The sequence below is a fragment of the Shinella sp. GW835-FHT14H05 genome (assembly GCF_058793575.1).
The window spans coordinates 360,516-380,709 of the sequence record NZ_JBXAFY010000005.1 but is presented as its reverse complement, the minus strand read 5'-3'; the positions used below and the strand labels follow the sequence as shown (position 1 = coordinate 380,709).

At 63.4% G+C, this 20,194-nt stretch carries 18 protein-coding genes, 1 tRNA gene and 1 pseudogene; 9 read left to right on the top strand and 11 right to left on the bottom strand.

Annotation, left to right across the window (positions count from 1 at the left end; all coding sequences use genetic code 11):
- From AC1Q6Z_RS18560 to AC1Q6Z_RS18540, 5 genes and pseudogenes are all read right to left on the bottom strand, one after another.
- Nucleotides 1-74: pseudogene (locus AC1Q6Z_RS18560) on the bottom strand (electron transfer flavoprotein subunit beta/FixA family protein); the annotation flags it as partial.
- 183 nt (nucleotides 75-257) lie between these two features.
- A complete protein-coding gene (locus AC1Q6Z_RS18555; RefSeq protein ID WP_492648815.1) occupies nucleotides 258-1,043 on the bottom strand; it encodes a rhomboid family intramembrane serine protease in 786 nt (261 codons plus the stop codon).
- Nucleotides 1,044-1,099: 56 nt separating this feature from the next.
- Nucleotides 1,100-1,675, bottom strand: coding sequence for a cob(I)yrinic acid a,c-diamide adenosyltransferase (locus AC1Q6Z_RS18550; protein ID WP_492648828.1), 576 nt, complete (start codon nucleotides 1,673-1,675; stop codon nucleotides 1,100-1,102).
- The gene (locus AC1Q6Z_RS18545) at nucleotides 1,675-1,875 is read right to left on the bottom strand and encodes a twin transmembrane helix small protein (RefSeq protein ID WP_256119372.1); all 201 of its coding nucleotides are present in this window, start codon (nucleotides 1,873-1,875) and stop codon (nucleotides 1,675-1,677) included. Before AC1Q6Z_RS18545 ends, AC1Q6Z_RS18550 begins: the two co-directional genes overlap by 1 nt.
- A 100-nt stretch (nucleotides 1,876-1,975) precedes the next feature.
- Nucleotides 1,976-2,824 (bottom strand): SDR family oxidoreductase, encoded by an 849-nt coding sequence (locus AC1Q6Z_RS18540; RefSeq protein ID WP_492648814.1) that lies wholly within the window; start codon nucleotides 2,822-2,824, stop codon nucleotides 1,976-1,978.
- A gap of 197 nt (nucleotides 2,825-3,021) precedes the next feature.
- Between AC1Q6Z_RS18540 and AC1Q6Z_RS18535 the strand changes: the two genes are divergently transcribed.
- The gene (locus tag AC1Q6Z_RS18535) at nucleotides 3,022-3,966 is read left to right on the top strand and encodes a YihY/virulence factor BrkB family protein (protein WP_256119374.1); all 945 of its coding nucleotides are present in this window, start codon (nucleotides 3,022-3,024) and stop codon (nucleotides 3,964-3,966) included.
- On the opposite strand, the gene gluQRS is transcribed toward AC1Q6Z_RS18535, so the two are convergent.
- Nucleotides 3,913-4,821, bottom strand: a complete 909-nt coding sequence (gene gluQRS / locus AC1Q6Z_RS18530; protein ID WP_492648813.1) for a tRNA glutamyl-Q(34) synthetase GluQRS — start codon at nucleotides 4,819-4,821, stop codon at nucleotides 3,913-3,915. The two genes, AC1Q6Z_RS18535 and gluQRS, sit on opposite strands and share 54 nt — an antisense overlap.
- Before the next feature lie 66 nt (nucleotides 4,822-4,887).
- Here gluQRS and AC1Q6Z_RS18525 point away from each other — a divergent pair, with 66 nt between their 5' ends.
- Both AC1Q6Z_RS18525 and AC1Q6Z_RS18520 read left to right on the top strand, forming a co-directional pair.
- Nucleotides 4,888-5,538, top strand: coding sequence for a DNA-3-methyladenine glycosylase family protein (locus tag AC1Q6Z_RS18525; protein ID WP_435268381.1), 651 nt, complete (start codon nucleotides 4,888-4,890; stop codon nucleotides 5,536-5,538).
- Between the two features lie 104 nt (nucleotides 5,539-5,642).
- Entirely contained in the window at nucleotides 5,643-6,200 is a 558-nt protein-coding gene (locus tag AC1Q6Z_RS18520; RefSeq protein WP_256119377.1) for an HNH endonuclease, read from the top strand.
- Between the two features lie 68 nt (nucleotides 6,201-6,268).
- Here AC1Q6Z_RS18520 and AC1Q6Z_RS18515 read toward each other — a convergent pair whose 3' ends face one another.
- Complete coding sequence (locus AC1Q6Z_RS18515; RefSeq protein WP_492648812.1) at nucleotides 6,269-6,778, bottom strand: disulfide bond formation protein B; 510 nt, start codon at nucleotides 6,776-6,778, stop codon at nucleotides 6,269-6,271.
- A 171-nt stretch (nucleotides 6,779-6,949) separates the two neighbouring features.
- On the opposite strand from AC1Q6Z_RS18515, the gene AC1Q6Z_RS18510 reads away from it, so the two are divergent.
- A tRNA-Leu gene (locus tag AC1Q6Z_RS18510) sits at nucleotides 6,950-7,034 on the top strand.
- Nucleotides 7,005-8,531, top strand: coding sequence for a hypothetical protein (locus AC1Q6Z_RS18505; RefSeq protein WP_492648811.1), 1,527 nt, complete (start codon nucleotides 7,005-7,007; stop codon nucleotides 8,529-8,531). Before AC1Q6Z_RS18510 ends, AC1Q6Z_RS18505 begins: the two co-directional genes overlap by 30 nt.
- 518 nt (nucleotides 8,532-9,049) lie before the next feature.
- Here the strand turns inward: AC1Q6Z_RS18505 and AC1Q6Z_RS18500 are convergent.
- On the bottom strand, nucleotides 9,050-9,859 hold the full coding sequence (locus tag AC1Q6Z_RS18500; protein ID WP_435268233.1) for a M10 family metallopeptidase C-terminal domain-containing protein: 810 nt from the start codon (nucleotides 9,857-9,859) through the stop codon (nucleotides 9,050-9,052).
- 175 nt (nucleotides 9,860-10,034) lie between these two features.
- Between AC1Q6Z_RS18500 and AC1Q6Z_RS18495 the strand changes: the two genes are divergently transcribed.
- Together AC1Q6Z_RS18495 and AC1Q6Z_RS18490 are read left to right on the top strand one after the other, a co-directional pair.
- A complete protein-coding gene (locus AC1Q6Z_RS18495) occupies nucleotides 10,035-10,298 on the top strand; it encodes a BON domain-containing protein (RefSeq protein WP_435268234.1) in 264 nt (87 codons plus the stop codon).
- A gap of 76 nt (nucleotides 10,299-10,374) precedes the next feature.
- A complete protein-coding gene (locus AC1Q6Z_RS18490; RefSeq protein WP_435268235.1) occupies nucleotides 10,375-12,018 on the top strand; it encodes an AMP-binding protein in 1,644 nt (547 codons plus the stop codon).
- Between the two features lie 54 nt (nucleotides 12,019-12,072).
- Here the strand turns inward: AC1Q6Z_RS18490 and AC1Q6Z_RS18485 are convergent, their stop codons facing one another.
- The 3 genes from AC1Q6Z_RS18485 to secA all read right to left on the bottom strand — a co-directional run bounded on the left by AC1Q6Z_RS18485 (nucleotide 12,073) and on the right by secA (nucleotide 17,758).
- On the bottom strand, nucleotides 12,073-13,344 hold the full coding sequence (locus AC1Q6Z_RS18485) for a GNAT family N-acetyltransferase (protein WP_256119384.1): 1,272 nt from the start codon (nucleotides 13,342-13,344) through the stop codon (nucleotides 12,073-12,075).
- Nucleotides 13,334-14,761 (bottom strand): lipopolysaccharide biosynthesis protein, encoded by a 1,428-nt coding sequence (locus AC1Q6Z_RS18480; protein WP_492648810.1) that lies wholly within the window; start codon nucleotides 14,759-14,761, stop codon nucleotides 13,334-13,336. The genes AC1Q6Z_RS18485 and AC1Q6Z_RS18480 overlap by 11 nt, the downstream gene beginning before the upstream one ends.
- Nucleotides 14,762-15,031: 270 nt before the next feature.
- Entirely contained in the window at nucleotides 15,032-17,758 is a 2,727-nt protein-coding gene (gene secA / locus AC1Q6Z_RS18475) for a preprotein translocase subunit SecA (protein ID WP_256119386.1), read from the bottom strand.
- A gap of 237 nt (nucleotides 17,759-17,995) precedes the next feature.
- On the opposite strand from secA, the gene AC1Q6Z_RS18470 reads away from it, so the two are divergent.
- Both AC1Q6Z_RS18470 and argJ read left to right on the top strand, forming a co-directional pair.
- On the top strand, nucleotides 17,996-18,895 hold the full coding sequence (locus AC1Q6Z_RS18470; RefSeq protein ID WP_492648827.1) for a peptidylprolyl isomerase: 900 nt from the start codon (nucleotides 17,996-17,998) through the stop codon (nucleotides 18,893-18,895).
- Nucleotides 18,896-18,951: 56 nt separating this feature from the next.
- Nucleotides 18,952-20,184 carry a bifunctional glutamate N-acetyltransferase/amino-acid acetyltransferase ArgJ gene (argJ, locus tag AC1Q6Z_RS18465; protein WP_439631847.1) on the top strand — a complete coding sequence of 411 codons (1,233 nt, stop codon included), beginning with the start codon at nucleotides 18,952-18,954 and terminating at the stop codon, nucleotides 20,182-20,184.
- The last annotated feature ends 10 nt before the right edge of the window (nucleotides 20,185-20,194 follow it).

Below are 20,194 nucleotides of genomic sequence, written 5' to 3'. Positions count from 1 at the left end.
CCCGAGCCATCCGCCTTCACGCGAATTTTGACGTTGTAATCAACGACCCGCTTTACAGGGACCAAGATCTTCATGGCTTCCTTCCTTCATATGCCCGCGAGGGAAAATGCGCCTTTCAAAGGCGCCCTGATTGTCGGTTGGCGACATCGATACGCGTTTTTTCCCCAAATACAATGCGCCACGGACCCTCCTCGCGCGAAAACGCAGGCGTTATAAATTACCTTTACGTTCACGTCAATTTTCCCCGCGAGACGCCATCATCGCCCCCAATGGGTGGGCGGCACGGAGGGGCCGGACGCCGTCTCTTCGGCCGGAACCGGCGTCGCTTCGACATGCCGGACGGCCTTCGGCGTGACAATCGTGCGGTCGAACAGCGGCACGCCCCGCCGGCGCATGACAAAGACGAGAACCGCGCCTGCAAGAATGCCGCCGACATGGGCGCCCCAGGAGACGCCGCTGTCGCCATCGACCACCAGCATGTAGAATTGCTGGGCGATCCAGAAGGCGAGCGGAATGACCGCCGGCAGCGGCAGGGGAATGCGGAAGAACACCAGGACCCAGACGCGCACCTTTGGATGCAGCAGGAAATAGGCCGCCACCACGCCGGAAATCGCGCCCGAGGCGCCGATCAGCGGCGCCTCCGAATTCATCTGCACGAGGCCATGCACCAGCGCGCCGGCCGCCGCGCACAGCAGGTAGAAAATGAGGAAGCGGACATGGCCGAGCGCATCCTCGACATTGTCGCCGAACACCCAGAGGAAAATCATGTTCGAGGCGAGATGCATGAAATCGCCGTGCAGGAAGGCGTAGGTGATGTAGGTCGCATCCTCCGGCACCAGCACGAGGCTCGGCTCCAGGTCGGCGAAATCGAAGACGACCGCAGGAATGTATCCGAGGCCGACCACCGCCGCATCGTTGAAGTCCTGCGTCGAGGCGAGGCCCGTCACCAGCCAGACGACGACATTGATCACGATCAGGCTGATCGTGACATATTGCACCTTGATGTATTTCAGGGCGTTGGCGTCGTGCAGCGGTATGAACATGGATCCCCTTCCCCAAAGGATGGCTGCGCACTTTTGCTAAGCTGCTGGCGACGACCTTATCTGTTCTGCCCCGGAACCCACAATATGTCCGTGCTGCCCTTGTCGTTGACCCAGCGGGCGGCGACGAAGAGAAAATCGGACAGCCGGTTGATATAGGCGGCGGCCGCGGTCGAGACGGTTTCCCCGCTATCCTGAAGCGCCACGATCCGCCGTTCCGCCCGGCGCGCGACGGTGCGCGCCACATGCAGGGCCGCCGCTGCCGCCGTGCCGCCCGGCAGCACGAAGGAGCGCAGCGGCTCGAGATCCGCATTGAGCGTGTCGATTTCGCTCTCCAGCCGGTCGACCTGCGCCTGCACGATGCGCAGCGGCTCGTATTCCAGCTTCTTGCCGGTATCGGGCGTGGCGAGGTCGGCACCGAGATCGAAAAGGTCGTTCTGGATGCGCATCAGCATCTGATCGAGCGCCGGATGACCGGCGAGGTGCTGGCGGACGACGCCGATGCAGGAATTCGCCTCGTCGACCTCGCCATAGGATTCGACGCGCAGGTCATGCTTCTTGCGGCGCGGGCCGGCCACAAGGCCGGTCGTGCCGTCATCGCCCGTTCGGGTGTAAATCTTGTTGAGCTTCACCATCATCCGCGCCCGCCGCCCGTGATCCACAGGGTCAGCATGATGAGCACGATGGCGATCGCCTGCAAGAGCACGCGCGCCTGCATCAGCTTGTTCGAGGTATTGCCGTTGCCGCCCTTGGCCATGTTGGCAAGACCGCGCACGAGCACGATGACCACGAGGCCCATGACGAGCAGGGTCATGAAGGTGAGAAAGGAAGACATGCCAACGATCCGATTTGATTTCTGTCAGCCCTATTCAAATAGGGCATTTGGGCGAAATAGCACGCGATTTGACGACGAAGGCCTGCGACGCCGCGCCGCGTCAGCCGAGTTTGCCGATGATGCGGTAGAACAGCGCCGCCGGCAGCAGCTTCTTCAGAAGCGCGCCCTGCTTGGCCGGCGTCGTCACGACATAGTGCGGCCGCGGCGCCTTGGCCGTCAGCGCGTGGCGCAGCACGGCATGCACCGCCTCCGGCCCGAGTTTTCCGCGCGCGGGCTTCGCTTCGCCGCGCAATCGTTGCAGCTGCCGGCGATATTCCTCCGCATGCACCGAGTTTTCCAGATCGATGTTGCGCTCGATATGGGTCAGCGCATTGGCGGTGAAGCGCGAGGCGATCGGCCCCGGCTCGATGAGGCTGACATGCACGCCGGAGTCGGCAAGCTCCATGCGCAGTGTCAGCGACAGCGCTTCCAGCGCGAATTTCGAGGCATTGTAGGCGCCGCGCCAGCGATAGGGCACGATGCCGAGGATCGACGAGCACTGCACGATGCGCCCGGACCCCTGTTTGCGCATCGTGGGGATCACCTGCCGCGTCAGGTCGTGCCAGCCAAAAACATTCGTCTCGAATTGCAGGCGCAACGCCTCGACCGGCAGGTCCTCGACGGCCCCGGCCTGCCCATAGGCGCCGTTGTTGAACAGCGCATCGAGCCGCCCGCCGGTGCGCGCCAGCACCGTCTCGACCAGCGCCGCCATCGTCTCCGGCTTGGTATAATCCATCAGCAGCGCCTCGATGCCATCCGCTTCGAGGCTCGCGAGATCCTCCTCGCGGCGCACCGTCGCGAAGACGCGCCAGCCCTCCGCCTTCAGCGCGCGGGCACAATGGGCACCGATGCCGGAGGAGCAGCCGGTGACGATGATGCTCGGCAGATGAGGCGCTGTTGGAGAAGACATGGCGGTTTCCTGTACAAATCTGCCTGGGTTTCCCATATTCACCATTCCAGCAACCTCTGTCTGTCATCCAGGAGGCACAAAGGTCGCCGTAGAACGTTGAACCGGGCATAAGCCCTTAAATCGATTCTGATTTACGGGCCATGCCCGCGCAGACAATGAGAGACCGGCGACGGTCGCAAAGGGACTGGACATTGCTTATGCCAACCGTCATCCGCCTTGCCTACAAGGTCGTCTTCGACGCGATCTGGCACTTTTCCGAGGACGACGGCTGGGCGATGGCAAGCCACGTCGCGCTGTCGACGCTGCTCGCAATCTTCCCCTTCCTGATCTTCGGCACCGCGCTCGGCTCCTTCCTCGGTGCCGACCAGTTCGCCGAAACCGCCGTGCATCTGATCTTCGACACCTGGCCGGAATCGATCGCCGCCCCCATCTCGCGCGAGGTCGTCGCCGTTCTCACCATCCCGCGCGGCGGGCTGCTGACAGTCTCCGTGCTCGCCGCCGCCTATTTCGCCTCGAACGGCGTGGAGGCGCTGCGCGTCTCGCTCAACCGCGCCTATCGCGTCGCCGAGACTCGCTACTGGTACGTCACCCGCCTCGCCAGCCTCGGCTTCGTCATCGCGGGCGTGCTGGCGCTGGCCGTCATCAGCATCGTGCTCGTTGCCGCCCCCCTTGCGGTGCGGGCCACGGGCGACTGGCTGCCGTGGCTCACCTACATCTATTCCTGGGTGGAGAGCTGGGGCCTCTTCGGCACGGTGCTCGTGCTGCTGGTCGGCCTGCTGATCGCCCATCTCTGGCTGCCGGCCGGCCGACGCAAGATCGCCGACGTGCTGCCCGGCATCCTGCTCACGCTGATCGCCTGGGGCGTCGGGGCCTATATCTTCGCCTCCTATCTCGCCACCTTCGCCAATTACGTCTCGACCTATGCCGGCCTCGCCTCGATCATGATCGCGCTCGTCTTCCTCTACATCGTCGGCGCGATCTTCATCATCGGCGCGGAAATCAATGCGGCCCTGATGAAATACCGGGTGAAACACCTGATCCTCGACAAGGTGCGCGGCGTGAAGAAACCGCAGGCCGAGGACGACCCCTCAATGGAAGACGAAGCCATAGCCCGCGAGCAGGGCGCGAATGCCGGACGGTGACACGCCCTTTTCGCGATAGGCCGCAATCCCCGTATCCTGGTTGCTTTTGGACAGTTTTCGCCCATCCGGCCCCGGCACGAGCCCATGGTGGCGATAGGCGGGCGCCGGCAGGCCGAGCAGGCTTTGCAGCAGGCGATGCACGGCCGTCGTGTGAAACAGATCCTGCCCGCGCACCACGTCGGTAATGCCCTGCGCCGCATCGTCCAGCACCACGGCGAGATGATAGCTCGCCGGCGCATCCGGCCGCGACAGGATGACGTCTCCCCAGCGCTCCGGCTTCGCCGCCACGATGCCGGTCTCCCCCTCCGGCCCCTCGCCCGCCTCCGACCAGTCGAGGACGGCAGGCGCCAGCGCCCGCGCCTTCTCCATGTCGAGCCGCCAGGCATGCTGCCGCCCGGCCGCGATCCAGGCGAGCGCCTGATCCCGGTCGAGCACGCGCTCCTCGGTCGGGTAGAGCGCCGCGCCGTCCGGGTCACGCGGCCAGGTGCCGCCCGCTGCCTCGTGTGCCAAAACCCGCGCCTTCACCTCGCCACGGCTCAGGAAACCCGGATAGAGCACGCCCATCGCCTTCAGCCGCTCCAGCGCCTCGCCATAGAAGGCGACATGCTCCGACTGGCGGCGCACCGGCTTTTCCCAGCCGAGCCCGAGCCAGGCGAGATCGCGGTAGATCGCGGCTTCGAATTCGGGCCGCGAGCGGGCGGGATCGATGTCTTCCATGCGCAGCAGGAATCGGCCACCGCAGGCTGCGGCAAGGTCGTGGTTGAGGATCGCCGACAGCGCATGGCCGAGATGCAGGAGGCCGTTCGGGCTCGGCGCAAAACGAAAGACACGATTTTTTGACAAAGCACTTGGCATGAGGTCTTCTGGCACGAAGAGGCGTGTCGCGTCACTACGGCATCAGGGCCGCTTGAAAAAATGCAGTTGCACATGATCAGGACGGAGGCGGATGTCGCGGCGGGTCTCGTCGACCTCGCGCTGTTGGACGCGCGCCTTTTCACCGTCATCGACAAGGCCGGCCCCGTGCCGCTGCGGCGGCTGGCGCCGGGCTATCGCGGCCTTGCCGGCATCATCGTCGCGCAGATGGTGTCGCGCGCCAGTGCGGATGCGATCTGGCGCCGGCTGGAGGAAGCGGCAAGCGACATCACGCCCCATCACATTCTCGCCCTGTCCGATGAGGATTGCCGCGCCATCGGCCTGTCGCGCGCCAAGGCCGAGACGCTGCGCCGCGCCGCCGACGCCGTTGACCGCGGCGAACTCGATCTCGATGCGATCTGTCACATGGAGGCGACGGCCGCGACCCGCAAGCTGACCGCGATCAAGGGCATCGGCCGCTGGACGGCGGATGTGTACCTGCTGTTTTGCGGCGGCCACCCGGATATCTTCCCCTCCGGCGACATCGCGCTGCAAAATGCCGTCGCGCATGCCTTCGGCCTCGCCGTGCGTCCGGGGCCGCAGGAACTCGACCGGATCGCCGAAAGCTGGTCGCCCTGGCGCGGCGTTTCGGCCCGGCTTTTCTGGGCTTATTATTCGCGCGAGATGCGCCGCGAGGCCGTCCCGGTGCTCGAAGGCTGAGGCTCGCGAAATACGTTGTTTTCGCTTTTCCTTTCCGGCTTCACAATGCTGTAACAACGGGCCTAATATAGAAGGGCAGATGCCGAATCGATCAGGAGAAGCCCTTGACGATTTCTGTTTCACCACAGGCCCTGCCAGCCCTTGTATTGAATGCTGACTACAGGCCGCTGAGTTATTATCCCTTGTCGCTCTGGTCGTGGCAGGACGCGATCAAGGCTGTGTTTCTAGACCGCGTAAACATCATCGCCGAATACGACCATTCGGTTTCCTCCCCGAGCTTCACGATGCGCCTGCCGAGCGTCGTGTGCCTGAAGACATACGTGCAGCCTTCACGCCACCCGGCCTTCACCCGGTTCAACGTGTTCCTGCGCGACAGGTTCGAATGCCAGTACTGCGGGTCGCCGGACGACCTGACCTTCGACCATGTCATCCCGCGCGCCCATGGCGGCGAGACGACCTGGTGCAACGTGGTCGCCGCCTGCTCCCCATGCAATTTGAGAAAAGGCAGCAAGCTGCCGAAGCAGGCGGGCATGCTCCCGCATCAGAAGCCCTATCAGCCGACGGTTCAGGATCTGCACAACAACGGGCGACTGTTTCCACCCAACTATCTGCATGAAAGCTGGATGGACTATCTCTACTGGGACGTCGAACTGCAACCCTGACGCAGGCTGCGTGAACGGCAAGGCCGTTTCACGTCAGCGACATGCGTGACACGAAGGGTTGCGGCATCTCAGGCTTTCGCGGACCGCGCGCCCGAAAAGGCGATTGCGGCGAGGATGACGCTCGCGATCACATTCCAGCCGGCAAAGGACAGGCCGAGCAGGCGGAACGACGCCTCCGTGCAGGAGGGGCCGTGTTTGGTGTTGAGATCGGACAGCAGGTCGCCGGCATTCTGCGTAACCCCCTGCGCTGTCGTCGCGCAGGTCGCAGGCCCTTCCCAGAAACCCCATTCGACGCCCGCGTGGTAGACGCCCATGCCCGCACCGACCAGCATGATGATGCCGGCAATCGCCAACAGCAGCCGCGTCAGCCAGGCCGGACCGCCAAAGAGGGCCGAAAGCAGCGCCGCGACCGCGACCGGAATGCCGTAATAATAGGGATCGCGCTGCAACAGGCAGAGCGCGCAGGGAATGTAGCCGCCGATATGCTCGAAGGCGAGCGCGACGCCGACGGTCGCCGCCATGCCGAGCGTCAGGAGGCCTGCGGATGTCTTGCGGGAAAGGTCGAGGGATGCAGTCATCAGGATCGTCCAATCGGGCCGGCGGGGGTGCCGGCGGAACGGCGCCGAGTTCTATCAGGCGGCGCGCCGTTGTAAATCACCCGCACGGATAAGTGATCATGCCCGCCCCCGGATTTGCCGGTTGCCGCCCGCGAAAGCTTCGTGTAAACGGCGATGGCTCACAAGTGCCGTGCCCCATTGGCGGAACTGGTAGACGCGCTCGACTCAAAATCGAGTTCCGAAAGGAGTGCTGGTTCGATTCCGGCATGGGGCACCAAAATCTCAAAGCTTTTTTAGGCACTTTGTTTCCGGTTCCATCCTAGCCTTCGGGCAAATCAACGGGCTAGCCAAGGCCGGGTTATCGCCCGGGCCTTGCCGAAACTATCCGCATGAGGCAGATGAAACGGCAAGGACTTGCAATCGAACGGGCTTCAACGTGATCAATCAAGAGTTGGGAGAACTGACGCGGTGTTATTCCAATGTCGACTTGCCCGTCGAGGTGGATGCGACCCTGGATAGCGCGCTGTCATTCGAACAGCAGATCCTGAAATTCGGCGCGGCAGCCCGTCGGGCGGTCCATATGCCGGCGCTCCAGCGGTATTTGAGCGAGAATGCCGCACGCGCCGTTTCCGGCGATCTTTCCGATGAAGCATTGACGGAATTCTTCTGGTTCCTCTTCTCGCAAAAAGATTGGCCCCGGATTCGGTCGACCGCGGAGGGTTTGCGCGGCCGGCTCCGTCATCTTCCCCTGCACGTCGCCGACCTGATCTTCCTTGCCTTCTATCGCTCTCAACGCGATCGCCTGATGGCGGGCAAAGAGCGCGACGGTTTTGCCATCGATGCCAAGGAAACGACGGCGTTTTTGCGAGCCGGCTGGCCGGGCGCCGAGAGACATCTCGCCGCCTTCGAGGCCATGTCGGCCCATGCGACGGGAAACGCCGTCCATGCCCGCTCTTCGTTCGTGTCGGTCGGCGATCTCAAGTTCATTGAGCCGTTTGCCGGCATATCCAGCGTGCTCGTCGAAACCGACTACGCGGGCACGATCGTTCCCGAACACGATATCGAGGTGAGCCCGTCGGCGGCCGAGCATGTCACATTGCTCTCCCTCGACCGCACCTACTTCGAAAAATATGCCCTGCTCGTCGCAAGACGTTATGCGCAGACGAACCCGACGAACGGCTTGCACTTCCATTGCGTGGGCTTCGATCCTCGCGAGGCGATCAGCTCATGGGGCGTGCCTGTCAGCTTCGGCTTTACGATCGATCATACCGATCTGTCAGGCCTCGAGGTGCGCCAGAAGCGGGGATATTATGCCAGCGCGCGCTACATCCATCTGGCCCGATACCTTCAACTTTACCGGTCTGTGTTCGTCGGCGACGTGGATGGCCATGTGGCCCGCGATTTGCGGCAGATGGAGAGTGAGCACGCCCATCTTGACGTCCTCTTGAGCACGAAGGTGCTCGACAAGGCACGCACCCTGAACAGGCTTCCATGGGAATCGGTGACGGCCTGTTCGTTCATGGCGCGGCAAACGCCCGGCGCGCTTCGCTTCGCAAATCGGATCGGCGCCTACCTCCAGAGGATTGTCGAAAATGCCCGCTCGACGGGCAGGCCGATCTGGTATGCCGATCAAACCGCTCTCTTCTACTGCTGGCTCGATTCCGAGCACGACGTGGCGTTCGGCACCTTCGCCAAGCCCGCTTTCGTGCAACGCGGCTCCTGGCAATTGTTCCAGGGCGAGAAAGAGCGGCTGGACTTCCTCGCCAACCCCTAATCACGAATGGACCCCGTAGGCGTCATGCCGTTTGCCTTTTTGGTGCACGTAGTGGCGCGCACTAACGGCTCGTTCATCACTTAATTAGCAAATCTTAAAATTACCTGGACTCCGCCCCGACCCAGGTTCACCCTCCCACGCATAGTCCAAGCTCAGCTTCGACTATCAGCGACTTCAGCTCCGTCTGCCGTCAAGGGCCAACCAGCTGCGTGGGCGTCCATGAATTATCTGATCATCATCGTTACGGTGGTTTGCGCCATGGCATGGGACTTCACGCAGAACCACGGCGCTTACACGTCGCGGACCGTGCGAAATGTGCATCATTTCATCCAGAGCACGCTTTAGGTCAGCGCACGACCCCGGCCGAAAACCCCTCGCTTAAAAAACCTGCATTTTAGCGGGAACAAATTTTGCACAGCCGCATTTTACGGCTGCAACTGCAGACACCCCCGGATGCGGTTGTGAGGGGGACCCGAGAGCGATGTGCACGCTCTTGGGTCTCAACCATCCTGGGGTTTTCAGAGAATGAAATCGGCCTTTGTGAAATCGATCGACGCATCGAGGCGGATCGAGAAATCGGCCTTGCCGTCGCCATCGACGTCGCCGTGGACAAAGGTATCCCCGCCCTTCTTCTCGTAGCGCAGCTCGCCCGCATCCTTGGAAAAGGCCTTGTCTGCGATGAAGCTGAACGCCTGGTTCTTGGCGAGCGTCGCATCGGCGTCGATCGCCTTGAGGTCGATCCTGTCCTTTTCCGTCTGGCTGAAATCGACGATCGTGTCACGCCCGCCCGCGGCAACGGTCGAATCCTTCACCGAACGGAAAACGAACGTATCCGCACCCGTGCCGCCATAAAGCTTGTCGGCGCCCGCGCCGCCTTCCAGACGGTCGTTGCCGGCATAGCCGTAGAGCGTGTCGTTGCCGGCCCCGCCCCAGAACGTATCGGCATATTTGGTGGCCTTGATCACGTCGCTGCCGGAGAGAAGCGTGTCGAGGAAGGTCTTTGTGCTGCCGCTGTCGAGCGCATTGGAGAGTTTTTTGCCGGCGAGCGAAAGTTTCGTGATGTCGAGCAGCGCCTGACCTTCGGATATAGCCTTGAAAGACGTGATCGTTCCCGATGTAATGCCGGAGACTTCCTTGTCGTCGAAGGTGTATTTCAGCTTCGAACCGCCGATCGCCATGTAATTCTTTGCATCATTGGAGAATTTCAGCGAGGTCGATGTTACCTTTTCGTGCTCGTAATCTAGAACGTCATGCAATTTTTCCGAAACGAACTTGCTGAAATTGGCGCCGGATTTCGATGTGAAACCGCTAATATTGATATAACTCATAAACACGTCCTCGCTGGAGATGCCGATGCTTAACGCGGGCGCTTAGGCCCGGCAACCGCCGTTTCGGCACAGAGCTGTCCGACATCGAAGCACCCCTAACCATCCCTTAAACCGCCATGAACAAATCCGATCTTTCAGCGTTGTCCACCGAACCCGCCATAGAGGAGCGCGCGCCATGGTCTTCAAGGAAGGCACCTTCAAGGGCGAACCGCCCGAACATTTCGATGGCCCGCACCCCGCCTGGCTGGAGGCTGCGGTGGCGGATGCGCTTTCGCTGGCCGGCGACGTGGACGCCTCCGACGTCAGGGTGACGTGCAAAGGCACGCGCATCATCCTCACCGGCAGCGTCGGCTCCGCCGCGGAGGCGGAGCGGGCGAGCGCGATCGCGGCCTCGCTGAAGGACGTCACGGAGGTGGACAGCCGCCTTTCCTGGCTCTGAGCCCTACAAAAAGCCGCCATTGCCGGCGGCCCCTCCGGAATGCTAGGTGCAATGCAGCAAACTGGAGTGACGCCGGATGCTCGCCGAGAGATCGACCTATGATGCGCTGTACCGGGATTTTCGCTGGAAGATCCCCGAACGGTTCAACATCGGCACCGCGGTCTCCAACGCCTGGGCGGCGCGCGAGCCGGACCGCGTCTGCCTCCAGCATTTCCTACCCGACGCCCCGCCGCTGGCACTTACCTATGGCGAACTCGCCGCCCGCTCGGATGCCTTTGCGGCGGCGCTTGCGGCCGAAGGGGTAGGCAAGGGCGACCGCGTCGGCATCCTGCTGCCGCAGGGTTTCGAGACGGTCATCGCCCATGTCGCGATCTACAAGCTCGGCGCCATCGCGTTGCCGCTGGCGCTGCTGTTCGGTGCGGATGCCCTGCTCTTCCGCCTGAAGAATGCCGAGGCCAAAGCGATCGTCACCAACCGGTTCGGCGCCGAGCGCCTTCGGCCGATCCGCCAGGAGCTTCCGACGCTGGAGCTGGTGGTGACCACCGACCCGGTGACCGATCCTGCGGAAAAATCCTTCCACGATCTCGTCGCCCGGCATGCCGGCCCGTTCGAGGCCGTCGACAGCGGTCCGGACGATCCGGCGATGATGATCTATACCTCCGGCACGACCGGCCCGCCGAAGGGCGCGCTGCACGGCCACCGCGTGCTGCTCGGCCATGTGCCGGGCTTCCAGATGCATCATGAATTCCTGCCGCAACCGGGAGACCGCATCTGGACGCCGTCCGACTGGGCCTGGGCGGGCGGGCTTCTCAACGTGCTCATGCCGGCGCTGCTGCTCGGCGTGCCGGTCGTCTCCTCGCCCGGCCAGAAATTCGATCCCGACATGGCCTACCGCATCATGCAGGACATGGACGTGCGCAACGCCTTCATCCCGCCGACGGCGCTGAGATTGATGAAATCGGTCGCCAATCCGCGCGAAAAATACCGGCTGAACCTGCGTACCATCGGTTCGGCGGGCGAATCGCTCGGCCGCGAGACGTGGGAATGGGTGCGCGATACGCTCGGCATCACCATCAACGAATTCTACGGCCAGACCGAGTGCAACATCGTGCTTGGCTCGATCGGCAAGCTCGGCGTCTCGCGCCCGGGACCGATCGGCAAGCCGGTGCCGGGCCATGTCGTCGCAATCATCGATGCGGATGGCCGGGAAGTGCCGCGCGGCACCGTTGGCCAGGTCGCGGTGAAGCGGCCTGACCCGGTGATGTTCCTCGGCTATTGGCGGAACGACAAGGCGACGGCGGAAAAATTCATCGGCGACTGGATGACGACCGGCGATCTCGGCCGCATGGATGCAGAGGGATACGTCACCTTCTTCGGCCGCGACGACGACGTCATCACCTCGTCGGGCTACCGCATCGGGCCGAGCGAGATCGAGGATTGCCTTGCCGGCCACCCGGCCGTGCAACTCGCCGCCGCCGTCGGCAAGCCGGACGAGCTGCGCACCGAGATCGTCAAGGCCTATGTGGTGCTGCGGCCGGGCCAGGCACCCTCCGAGGAGCTTGCCGCCGATATCCGCGAATGGGTAAAATCGCGGCTCTCCATGCACGAATATCCGCGCGAGGTGGAGTTCGTCGACAGCCTGCCGCTAACGACCTCGGGAAAAGTCATCCGCCACCTGCTGCGCAAGCGCGCCGCCGAAGAAACGTCGTTCGCCGCTTAAACTATTTGCGCAATTCCGGACGCAAAACCGCTTCACACTTTTGCTGGAATTGCTTTAGCGCTTAGCCAGCGACCGGATCTTGTCGCGCAGCAGCCGCGCCACGTTGCGCGTGTTGCGGTAGAGGTGGAGCTGGGCTGCGACCTGGCGCACGTCGCGGTCGCGGTTCTGTTGCAGGCCGACGACGAGCGTGCCCATGTCCTCGCGCTCTTCCCAGAACCGGCTCATCACCGGATGGTCCGGCACCGCGCAGGAATCCGAGCGTGCGATATTGGCGTCGTCGAGATGCCATTCGGTGAGTTCTGCGACAAGCAGCTTGCCCGGCGAATATTTCGAGAATTCCTCGTCATAGGCCGTCTTCCACGTATAGGCCTCGCCACCCGTCATGAAGACGATCATCGAGGCGATGGCGCGGCCGTCGAGGTCGAGCGTGTGGATGCGCACGCCGTCGGTCTCGGCTAGGTTGGTGATCGCCTCGCGGGCGAAGGCGGCGCGGTAGCGGTCGTTGATCATCGCGGTGCGGCCGCGGCCCTTCCAGCCGGCGGCTTCGAGCAGCAGGAATTCCTCCATGCGCAGTCTTATGTCGGCGGGTTGGCGGGCGACGTTGTAGCTGAGCGCACCCTGCTGGTCGAGCTTGCGCCATTGCCGGCGCAATTCGCGAAAATGCTCGGGCGAGATCGCCTTCTGCAAATAGGTCTGGCCGTCGAGCAGGCTTTCCAGCATCGGGCGGCGATAGGTGTCGGTGACCGTGACGGGCAGGTTGCGACCGATTGCCACAGCGCGCATCAGCTGCGCAAAAGCGCCGTTGAGGCGCAAGTCCGGCAGGACGAGGATCGGCGGCAGGCCGGTGCCTGCGCTGCCGAGCGCGTCCAGCAGGTTGTCCAGCGTTTCGGCCGCCTCCTCCGCATCGACGAGCGGCGTGCCGAGCGGCCCGAAAGGATTGGACCAGGCGCGCAAAATGCTGGAGCCGATGGAGAAGCCGGGCTTTTCGACCGAGAACGGCATCAGAAAGCGCATACGGCTGCGCCCGTTGCTCTCGTCGCGGATGACCGAAAGGCGCACCGTACGGTCTTCCAGGCGCGGCATGGCGGGTGCCAGAAACCGGCCGGTGAAGAAGACGTTCGGTTCCATGACGCGGTTCGACAGGAAATCGAGCTCCTGCTGCAGCTCGTAGCCCGCGGTCGCGGGATAAAGTGCCAGCGAGCGGCCCGGACGGCCGACGGCAACGCGTTTGTCCGCCGGCGGCTGCGCCATCGGCGGGGCCGGCGGGATGGCGGCCTGGGCGCGTCCGGCCGCAATGGCGTGGTCGAAGCCGTGGCTATCGGTCATGGCGGTCCATCCCGTTGACGAGGCTCGCCTTCACCGGATTGGCGAAGGCGAAGAGAATGATGGAAAGTTTCGTGCGCACCGCCAGGTGCAGCAGCACCGCCTCGACGATCATGGCGCTGGTGGTGGCGATCGCAGCGCCCGTAAGGCCGTAAAGCGGAATGAGCGTGACGTTGAAAACGATGTTGGCGGTGAGCGCCATCGCATAGACGGCGACGCACAGTTTTTGTTCGCCGGACATGGTGAGCAGCACCTCGCCCGGCCCGACGAGCGCCTTGGCGAGAATGCCGACGAACAGGATGAACATCAGGCTGTAGCCCGCCGTGAAGGCCGGGCCGAACAGCGACAGCAGGAAATGCCCGACCAGCAGCACGCTGCCGCCGACGACGAGCGACGGCCAGAAGCTCCAGCGCACGGTCTCGCCGGCAAAACGCGCGAGCGCCACGCGGTCGCCGGCGGAAAACATCGCGGAAAAGCGCGGTGCGGCGGCCGCCTTCACCGAGAAGAACACGAAATGCACCAGCGCCATCGTCTTGGCGGCGGCAAAATAGATGGCGACGCTTTCCGGATCGAGGAACAGGCCGACGACGAGCACGTCGGAATTGGTCAGCATGAAGCCGAAGCCCTCGATCAGGAAGATCGGCAGCGCGGCCTTGATCCACAGCGAGAACTCGATCTTGCGCGGCCCCGCGACATAGCGTTTTCCCAACCGGCGCACGATGTTGAAGAACTGCACGACCGTGGTGAGATAGGTGGCGGCAAGCGCCGCGACGATCGCCGTCAGCGCCGTATGCGGCGCGTCCATCGAGATGGCGAGCATCATGAAGACGAGGATCAGCAGCGGGCGCACGATATAGGTCGGGCTCAAGGCCACGACCGCCCAGCTGTGTGCGCGCGCCGTGCTCTCGAGCACATCGCCGAGCGCGATCATCGGCATGCAGAACAAGCCGATGAACAGCGGCACGAGATAGTAGCCGGCAAAGGATTCGTGGAAGAGCCAGAGGCAGAGGAGGCCGACGGCTGCCAGCCCCGACGATGTCAGCATGGCGAAGATGCGCGCGGTCGAGGTGAGGCCGCGGATTTCTGCATGGGCGCTACGCCCGGCATAACCCGGCAGGAAGCGCACGATCGTCGTGTGGATTCCAAGACAGGAGAGATCGCCGAAAATGACGACGAGCGCCCAGACGAAAACGAAGATGCCATATTCAAACTCGCCCATCACGCGGGCAAGAATGATCTGCGAAATGAAGGCGATGGCCGCGCTGACGACGCGGATGGCGAAGGCGATCAGCGCCATGCGCTGGGCGAGATTGCGGGGGTCGTCGCTTGCGAGCGTGGCGGTAAGCGCGCGCACGAGCGGCTCCGCCTTGCCGCGCAGGCCGGATGGCAGCAACTTTTCCGCCGATTGAATGACCGCCATCAACACAGGAACCCGAACGCTACGCGAGACTATACAAAGGCCAGTCTTGTCAGATCAGGGTTAACAAACGGTTGGGTCGGGCCATGAAGAGCCGCCGGCAGGGCTAAAAGAACAGCCCGCCGAATCTCTCCTCCGTCATGGTCGGGCCTGACCCGACCATCCATGCTCCGGGCACGCCGGTGGATCCTCGGCTCAGGGCCGAGGATGACGTCGCGGGTGGGGGGAACCTGTCAGCAAAATGCCGCCCGGAGGCGGCATTTTCTGGGTTCATCAGGCCTGTTCGAAGGCGCCGTGGCAATGTTTGTATTTCTTGCCCGAGCCGCAGGGGCAGGCCTCGTTACGCGAGACGCGGCCCCAGGTCGCCGGATCGTTCGGATCGCGGTTTTCCGGTGCGACGGCAACGGCCATGAAGCCGCCGCCATTGCCTTCGCCGAAATCGTCCTCGCCGGTCGTGCCGTCGATGTGGTGGCCTTCCATTTCCGGCAGGGCCGGTGCGGGCCCGTCGGCGGCCTGGCGCACCAGTTCGACGCGCATCAGCTGCGCGGTCACCGTCTGGCGCAGGTTCGCCAGCAGCGCCTGGAAAAGTTCGAAGGCTTCCGCCTTGTATTCCTGCAACGGATCACGCTGGGCATAACCACGGAAGCCGATGACGGAACGCAGGTGGTCGAGGTTGACGATATGCTCGCGCCAGAGAAGGTCCAGCGTCTGGAGCAGCACAGAGCGCTCGACATAGGTCATGATTTCCGGGCCGAAACGGTCGGCGCGGGCCTGCGCGGCCTCGTCGACGGTCGTCTTCAGGCGCTCCAGAATGTCCTTCTCGTCGATGCCTTCCTCGGCCGCCCAGGCGTCGATCGGCAGGTCGAGATTGAGCTGCTCGAGCACGCCGGCCTTCAGGCCCGCGACGTTCCACTGCTCCGCATAGGCGTTTTCCGGAATGTTCAGGCGAACGAGGTTTTCCACCACTTCGTGGCGCATGTCGGCGACGATGTCCGACAGGCTTTCGCTGTCCATCAGCTCGATGCGCTGCTCGAAGATCACCTTGCGCTGGTCGTTCAGCACGTCGTCGTATTTCAGCAGATTCTTGCGGATGTCGAAGTTGCGCGCCTCGACCTTCTTCTGCGCCCGCTCCAGCGCCTTGTTGATCCAGGGATGGACGATCGCCTCGCCCTCCTTGAGACCCAACTTCTGCAGCATGGAATCCATGCGCTCGGAGCCGAAGATGCGCATCAGGTCGTCCTGCAGCGACAGGAAGAACTTCGAGCGGCCCGGGTCCCCCTGACGGCCGGAACGGCCGCGCAACTGGTTATCGATGCGGCGGCTTTCGTGGCGCTCGGTCGCAAGCACGTAAAGGCCGCCGCCGGCAAGCGCCTGCTCCTTCAGTTTCTTCACCTCGGCGATGATCGCCTCGCGCTTGGCATCGCGCTCCGGACCCGGCTCCATCTCGGCCAGATCGCGCTCCAGGCGCATTTCGAGGTTGCCGCCGAGCTGGATGTCGGTGCCGCGGCCGGCCATGTTGGTGGCGATCGTCACGGCACCGGGAACGCCGGCTTGGCTGACGATATAGGCTTCCTGCTCGTGGTAGCGGGCGTTCAGCACCTGGAAATCCTGGAAACCCGCCATCTTGAGGCGTTCAGCAAGATATTCCGACTTCTCGATCGAGGTCGTGCCGACGAGGACCGGCTGGCCCTTCTCACGCGCATCCTTGATCTCCTGGATGATCGCCTTGTACTTCTCCTCGACGGTCCGGTAGACCTCGTCGTCCTCGTCGAGGCGCTTGATCGGCAGGTTGGTGGGCACTTCCACGACGTCCAGGCCGTAGATGTTGCCGAATTCCTCGGCTTCCGTCGAAGCCGTACCCGTCATGCCGCCGAGCTTGGAATACATGCGGAAATAATTCTGGAAAGTGATCGAGGCCAGCGTCTGGTTTTCCGGCTGGATCGTCACCTTTTCCTTGGCTTCGAGCGCCTGGTGCTGGCCTTCCGAATAGCGGCGGCCAGGCATCATGCGGCCGGTGAATTCGTCGATGATGACGATCTCGTCGTTGCGGACGATGTAATCCTTGTCGCGGGTGAAGAGCTTGTGGGCCTTCAGCGCGTTGTTGATGTGGTGAACGATCGCGACGTTCTCGACGTCATAGAGCGATTCGCCCTTGAGAAGCCCGGCCTGGCGCAGCAGGTTTTCGAGCTTTTCCGTGCCGACTTCGGAGAAGTTGGCGGAGCGCTGCTTCTCGTCGATTTCGTAATCCGCCTCGTCCAGCATCGGGATGAAGGCGTCGATCGTCGTGTAGAGATCGGAGCGGTCGTCAAGCGGACCGGAGATGATCAGCGGCGTGCGCGCCTCGTCGACGAGGATCGAGTCGACTTCGTCGACGATCGCGAAGAAGTGGCCGCGCTGCACCATCTGGCTGCGCTCGTACTTCATGTTGTCGCGCAGATAATCGAAGCCGAGTTCGTTGTTGGTGGCGTAGGTAATATCGCTGCCATAGGCGGCGCGGCGCTGGTCGTCGTCGAGGCCGTGCATGATGACGCCGGTCGAAAGGCCCAGGAAGCCGTAGATCTTGCCCATCATCGCGCTGTCGCGCGTAGCGAGATAGTCGTTGACGGTGACGACATGCACGCCCTTGCCGGCGAGCGCGTTGAGGTAGACGGGCAGCGTCGCCACCAGCGTCTTGCCTTCGCCGGTCTTCATTTCGGCGATCGATTTTTCATGCAGGATCATGCCGCCGACGAGCTGGACGTCGAAGGGGCGCAGCCCCAGGACGCGCAACGCCGCCTCGCGGGCGACCGCGAAGGCCGGCACCAGCAGGTCGTCGAGTGTCTTGCCCGCGGCAAGCTGCTCGCGGAATTCCACGGTCTTTGCCCGCAGCGCCTCGTCGGAGAGCGCCTTCATCTCCGGTTCGAGCGCATTGATGGCGTCAACGCGGGGCTTGTAGGAGCGGATGCGGCGATCGTTCGAGGAACCGAACAACTTGCGGGCTATGCCGCCGAGGCTGACCATCAGGATGGTCCTTTCTTCATGGGCGCCCGGCGCGTGACAGGTCGCACGATATTTGCGCGCAAAGCCTTGAGACGCCCGGAAACTGTTCTGGACGCGGGATTGCGTGACAGATAAGAGGGGGGTCGAATGATGTCAACGGCTCAGGCGGTTGCACAACTGCCACATTCTGGTGGTGTTGAGCCGACTGGCACCGGATATCGGCCCGATTCCGGCGAGGATGTGAAAGGTCTCTTCGAAATGTTCAAGTACAGCAAGCTCGCAGCAGTCGCCCTTATCGCGATTGCCGCCGCAAGCACCAGCGTCCGCGCACAGGATGCGGCGGCCGATCAGGTCGTCGCCAAGGTCGGCGCGCTCGAGATCCACGAATCGGAGCTGAAGCTCGCGATCGCCGGCCTCGACCCGCAGCTCGCCAACCTGCCGGACGAGCAGAAGCGCGTCGCAGCCCTCTCCTCGATCATCGATGTGAAGCTGCTGGCGGCAGACGCCGACAAGGAAGGCCTCCAGAACGACGCCGACTTCAAGCAGCGCCTTGCCTTCCTCACCGATCGCGAACTTCACAACGCCTATTTCAAAAAGCACGTCGTCGATGCCGTCACCCCGGAAGAGGTGAAGGCGCGCTACGACAAGGAAGTCGCCGCGATTACGCCGGAAGACGAGATCCGCGCCCGCCACATCCTGGTCAAGACCGAGGACGAGGCCAAGGCCGTGATCGCCGAGCTCGATGCCGGCAAGGATTTCGTCGAGATCGCCAAGGCGAAGTCGACCGACCCGAATAAATCCGAAGGCGGCGACCTCGGCTATTTCGCCAAGGGCCGCATGGTTCCGGAATTCGAAACGGCCGCCTTCGCGCTGGAAAAGGGCGCCTATTCCAAGGTTCCGGTAAAGACCCAGTTCGGCTTCCACGTCATCAAGATCGAAGACAAGCGCCAGCAGCAGCCCCCGGCGCTCGACCAGGTCGAAGCCCAGGTTCGTCAGCTCGTCATGCGCGACAAGTATCTGGCACTTCTGGAAAAGGCGAAGGCCGCGGCCCCCGTCGACATCCAGGACCCGGCGCTGAAGACCGCCTATGACGCGGTCAACAAGCCGGAAGCAGCAGGCGAAGGCGAAGCAGCGCCGGCAACCGAAGGCCAGCAGTAAGATCGACAATGGCCCGGCTTTTTTCGCCGGGCCTCTTCTTGAGGCAGGAAAACAGCATGTCCGGTTCCATCTCCCCGCTCGCCCCGAAAACCTATGCCGAAATGCCGCCGGTCGGTGGCGTGCGCATGGCGACCGCCGCCGCCGGGATCAAATACAAGAACCGCACCGACGTGCTGATGATGATCTTCGATCGCCCCGCGGCGGTCGCCGGCGTCTTCACCCGCTCCAAATGCCCCTCGGCCCCGGTCGATTTCTGCCGCGCCAATCTGCCGGGCGGCGTCGCCCGCGCCGTGGTCGTCAATTCCGGCAATGCGAACGCCTTCACCGGCCGCAAGGGCCGCGAATCGACCAAAATGACGGCAGAAGCCGCCGCCAAGGCCATCGGTTGCAGTGAAAGCGAGGTCTTCCTCGCCTCGACCGGCGTCATCGGCGAACCGCTCGACGCCACCAAATTCTCCGGCGTGCTCGACAGCCTCGGGACCTCCGCCACGGAAGACTTCTGGTTCGAAGCCGCCAAGGCGATCATGACGACGGATACCTATCCGAAGGTCGCGACCCGCACCGCGGACCTCGGCGGCGTCACGGTCCGCATCAACGGCATCGCCAAGGGCGCCGGCATGATCGCGCCCGATATGGCGACCATGCTTTCCTTCGTCGTCACCGATGCGAACATCCCTTCCCCGGTGCTGCAATCGCTGCTCTCTGCCGGCGTCGGCCCGACCTTCAATTCCGTCACGGTCGACAGCGACACCTCGACCTCCGACACCCTGATGCTTTTCGCCACCGGCGCGGCCGAAGGCCAGGCGCCGGTGACGGCGGACGATGCCACGCTCGACGATTTCCGCGCGGCCCTCAACGACCTCCTGCGTGACCTGGCTCTCCAGGTCGTGCGCGACGGTGAAGGTGCGCGCAAGATGGTGGAAGTCACCGTCGAAGGCGCCGAAAACGACGACGCCGCCAAGCGCATCGCGCTGTCGATCGCCAATTCGCCGCTGGTCAAGACCGCGGTGGCCGGCGAGGACGCCAACTGGGGCCGCATCGTCATGGCCGTCGGCAAATCCGGCGAGATGGCCGACCGCGACCGCCTCGCCATCTGGTTCGGCGACGTGCGCGTTGCCGTCGACGGCGAGCGCGATCCTGCCTATTCCGAAGAGGCGACCACCGCCGTCATGGAGAAGCAGGATATTCCGGTGCGCGTGGAGATCGGCCTCGGCAATGGCAAGGCGACGGTCTGGACCTGCGACCTCACCAAGGAATATGTCGAGATCAACGGCGACTATCGTAGCTGAGGCCCGGAGC